This is a genomic window from Microcystis sp. M165S2, assembly GCF_020245885.1.
In the GTDB taxonomy this organism is placed as follows: domain Bacteria; phylum Cyanobacteriota; class Cyanobacteriia; order Cyanobacteriales; family Microcystaceae; genus Microcystis.
Genome location: NZ_JADBTZ010000219.1, coordinates 1 through 3638, shown reverse-complemented (window position 1 = coordinate 3638; position 3638 = coordinate 1). Strand labels below are relative to the sequence as shown.

1 protein-coding gene is annotated in these 3638 nt (G+C 47.1%); it reads right to left on the bottom strand.

What is annotated here, in order from left to right:
* Window positions 1–312 precede the first annotated feature (312 nt).
* Entirely contained in the window at window positions 313–1647 is a 1335-nt protein-coding gene (locus IM479_RS11220) for a bluetail domain-containing putative surface protein (protein WP_287699411.1), read from the bottom strand.
* Window positions 1648–3638: the final 1991 nt, after the last annotated feature.

Genomic DNA, 3638 nt, shown 5'->3' with positions numbered 1-3638 from the left:
CCATTTTTGCCTCAAGCCCTATCTGCGTAAGGATTTCAGGAGTTTGTGACCAGTAGTCCATTAGTATTATATGGCTTTAACTCAGGCTCTCTAAGACTTTTAGCCATAGCTAGTATATTCATACGGTGGAAGTTCAGTTATCCATGACTACAATGCACAGCAAAGCAAAGGATTAAGCCTCCATCACTACTATCGAATCACCCCCCTCTTAGGCTTCGCAGAACAACAACAGGAAGCTTATGCTTTGAAAGACCGCTAGTGGCAGTAGGAGACTCTTCTCCTACTGCCTGCAAACTTAAATGGTCTCTCAATCTAGATCACTACCACTGGTGTAGCGGCAGCAATGTTGTAACCACTCAGTTGAATGATTGCATCACTAGCGGCTTGGAAACCGGCCACTCCATTATTGAGAGCGATAAAAGTACCACTTTGACCTGACACTGTAAAAGCCGCCGCCGTGTTAGCAGCAAAGGCCGCATTAGTCAAGACCAACTGAATCGCCGCTTCGGTTAAAGAAGCTGCTGTCCCTTTCGATGCGGTCAAAGTGATTGGCGCAATAGGCGCAGGGGCATTAATGCGATCAAGACTGGTACCTGTGCCACTGTAGCCTTGAATAACATCAAAGCCACTCAGCAGCGACTCACCGAGGGAATTGTAATTCAAAGTATCCAATCCCGTGCTTCCCGTTAGGGTATCTTTACCAAGACCGCCTGTCAGGCTATCATTACCCGCTCCACCGTTGAGGGTGTCATTACCATCGCCACCACCGAGGACATTGCTGCCACTGTTGCCCGTGAGGATGTTGTTTTTGCTATTGCCAGTAGCGTTGATATTGCCACTCCCCGTCAGGGTCAAGTTCTCAATCCCATATCCTTGGTTACCAGGTGTCCCCGGTGCTAGAGAATAAGTGACTGAAGCAAATACCGTATCAGCCGTCCCACCTAGGGCATCGTCGTAGATTTCTTTGACGATGTCAGAAACATTGTCAACAAAGTAGGTGTCGTTGTCATCACCACCATCCATCGAGTCAACACCAACACCGCCATCGATGGTGTCATTGCCAAGGCCGCCATTGATGGTGTCATTACCTCCCACTCCAGCTAGGGCATCGGCAAAGCTTGTCCCGACTAAGTTGTTATTGGCCGCGTTACCATCATTGTCAAGAATGGTGGCCGTAGCCGTGCTGGGTCCACTAATAGTGTAGCCGACGGGGGCGGTAATTGTGGTGATGATCGTTTCGCCGGGGTCACTCAAGAGGTCATCTTTGGTGGGCAGAGCGATGGTGGCTTTGGAGGAACCTGCCGCAAAGGTTAGGCTGCCAGGAGTAGTGCCTGTGTAGTCAACACCTGGAGTGGCTGTCCCCGCCAGGGTGTAGTTGACGGTTAAGGCACTGGAGAGGTCGCCGGTGCGGGTGAGGGTAAAGACACTGCTTACTGAACCGGCTTCGTTACCGTCTGTGGTTTTGGCGATCGAGATTGATTTCGTCGAATTGGTGTCAGCCTGAATACGTAAGGCGTAGGCTCCCAAACTTCCCCAAGTTGTTTCACCAAAGGACTGATCCGGAAGCGTTGAGTTAGGACCAACTTTGACGAAGTAATTTTGCCCGGCTACCAGTCCCGAATAAGTTAATCCAGTGACATCAACCAATGCGTTGTTATTCCAATCCGCGAGAATTCCTCCACTTGCATTAAGGATTTGGGCATCAAGATGCAGATTTCCATATCCAGCTGGCAGGTCTTCGCCAATAAAGTTGGTACCATCTTTGCTGAAAATTAGAGCATTATTGACTGAAATGTTTACGCTTCCAGCAGCAGGGGCGGTAAATTTGAAGTAATCATAGTCTATCCCAGTATTACCATCATCTGATACTAGTTCAATAGATCGAAAGGCCCCACCGTAACCAGTGGAATTTAGGGTAATCGTCTCAGCACTAGCTAAATCCGTATTCGGGGTCCCTTCAACATAGCGACCGATTCCTTCCCCCTTAATCTGGAGAAAATCATTTTCAGTGTTTGTCGCATTCGAGTATTGGCCGCGCGAGAATTGCGTTAACTGCTTGGAATAGCCGACACCCATGATAGGTGCCCAGCCAGGGCTTGAGCCGCCTCCTGCATAGTATTGGGTAGAACCCTGACCGTCATGACTAAGATTGAGATTGTGTCCAGCCTCATGGGAAGCCGCTTCTGCGATATTTTTTGCAGTTCCTAAGCGACTTGGAAACACAAGCGCAGGTTTGTAATAGTTAGTTGTATCAACGAGATCGTAAATGCCAACATAGGCAATTCCCCCAGCCCCCGACCATTGGCCACCAATGTTCCCAATAGACACAACTGTCCCATAAGCACCGTCGCTTGTGCTAGACCGAGTAATCTGATCAAAGGTTGGTGTTTTGGTTGTTACGTTGACACCAAAAGGTGCATAGTCAGCAGCTACGCGAAGGAAAATTTCCTTCATTGCATCAAATTCTGCTTGTGAATATGCCGTACTGACGATTGAGTCCAAAGAAAAGACAGCTATAGAAGAAATGACGTTAGAAGAACCAACGAAGGTTGGGTTATTCCAAGCAGTGGCCGATGTGTTGTAGCCATCAAAATCCAGATGAATAGTCTTGGAAGAGAAGGGATTGGAACTGAGATTAAAGACTTCTCCATTGGAAATGCTTGTGAAGTCAAAGCTTTCTTGAGTGTTTACGGTTGCAAATTTCGGAATTGGTGTATTTCGTGGCTCAATAGAGATTGTATTTTCTATAACCGAGATGGGACTTGAGTAGTTAACCGTCTTGGGGGGTAACAGATAGTCTCGCGTCCCTTGAGGAGCATTAGGAGACACGGAGCTTAGAGGTTGCAGTCCCAATTTGCTACTGTGGTATTGACCGCACGAGTAACAGTATGTGATATGGGTTTCTCCAGTTTTCTGGGTGAGATTGTCCTGATTAACCCTCGAATCCCATCCCTCGGCAGTGGGTACAGAGACAAGACCCAACCCTGGACTGGTGGTGACGGGGTCGGTAGTGGGTACAGAGGCAGGACTCGGCGCTGGACTGGTGAGATAACCAGAAGAGTCAATACTAAGAGAAACGGGAAACACCACTTGACTCGTAGCAGCAGGGGAGACTGAAACCGTGGGGGCTTCAGAGGATACTGTAGATGGGGAGGGGTTAGAGTTCAGGACTCCTAAGGGAGGGGTTTCCCTCGATACACTTAAATCGTCGGAACCTGTTAAATCAAAGGTGATGGGGAAGGCTCCATCAAAACTTAAAGAATTTTCTAGAGATGACATATCTGTACTAGATAAATTGGAACTTACTTATGTTGTCTTCATCATCAGGCACACCCCATTTTCCGAAAATTAATCGGTCAATTACTTGGGGGTGTTCGGTTTTTTTTGTTTATGGTTAGGGAAAAAGACAAGCCCAACTTTATCTGCCCTGGGGCTAAATCTCTTGTCCCATCATTATAAATCAACAAGTTTAAGAAAATAAGAAAAATTTTCTTATTTTTATCCAAGAGCCTGATTAGAATTCTTGCAAAAATCAAAAATCTTCCGTTAGGTGGGGTTGCCATTCCCATATTGTGGTGGCTGCTCAAGAAAAAGGGAAACTTCAATAGTGATGAGTGTATGCACTTTATCGAGGCGAT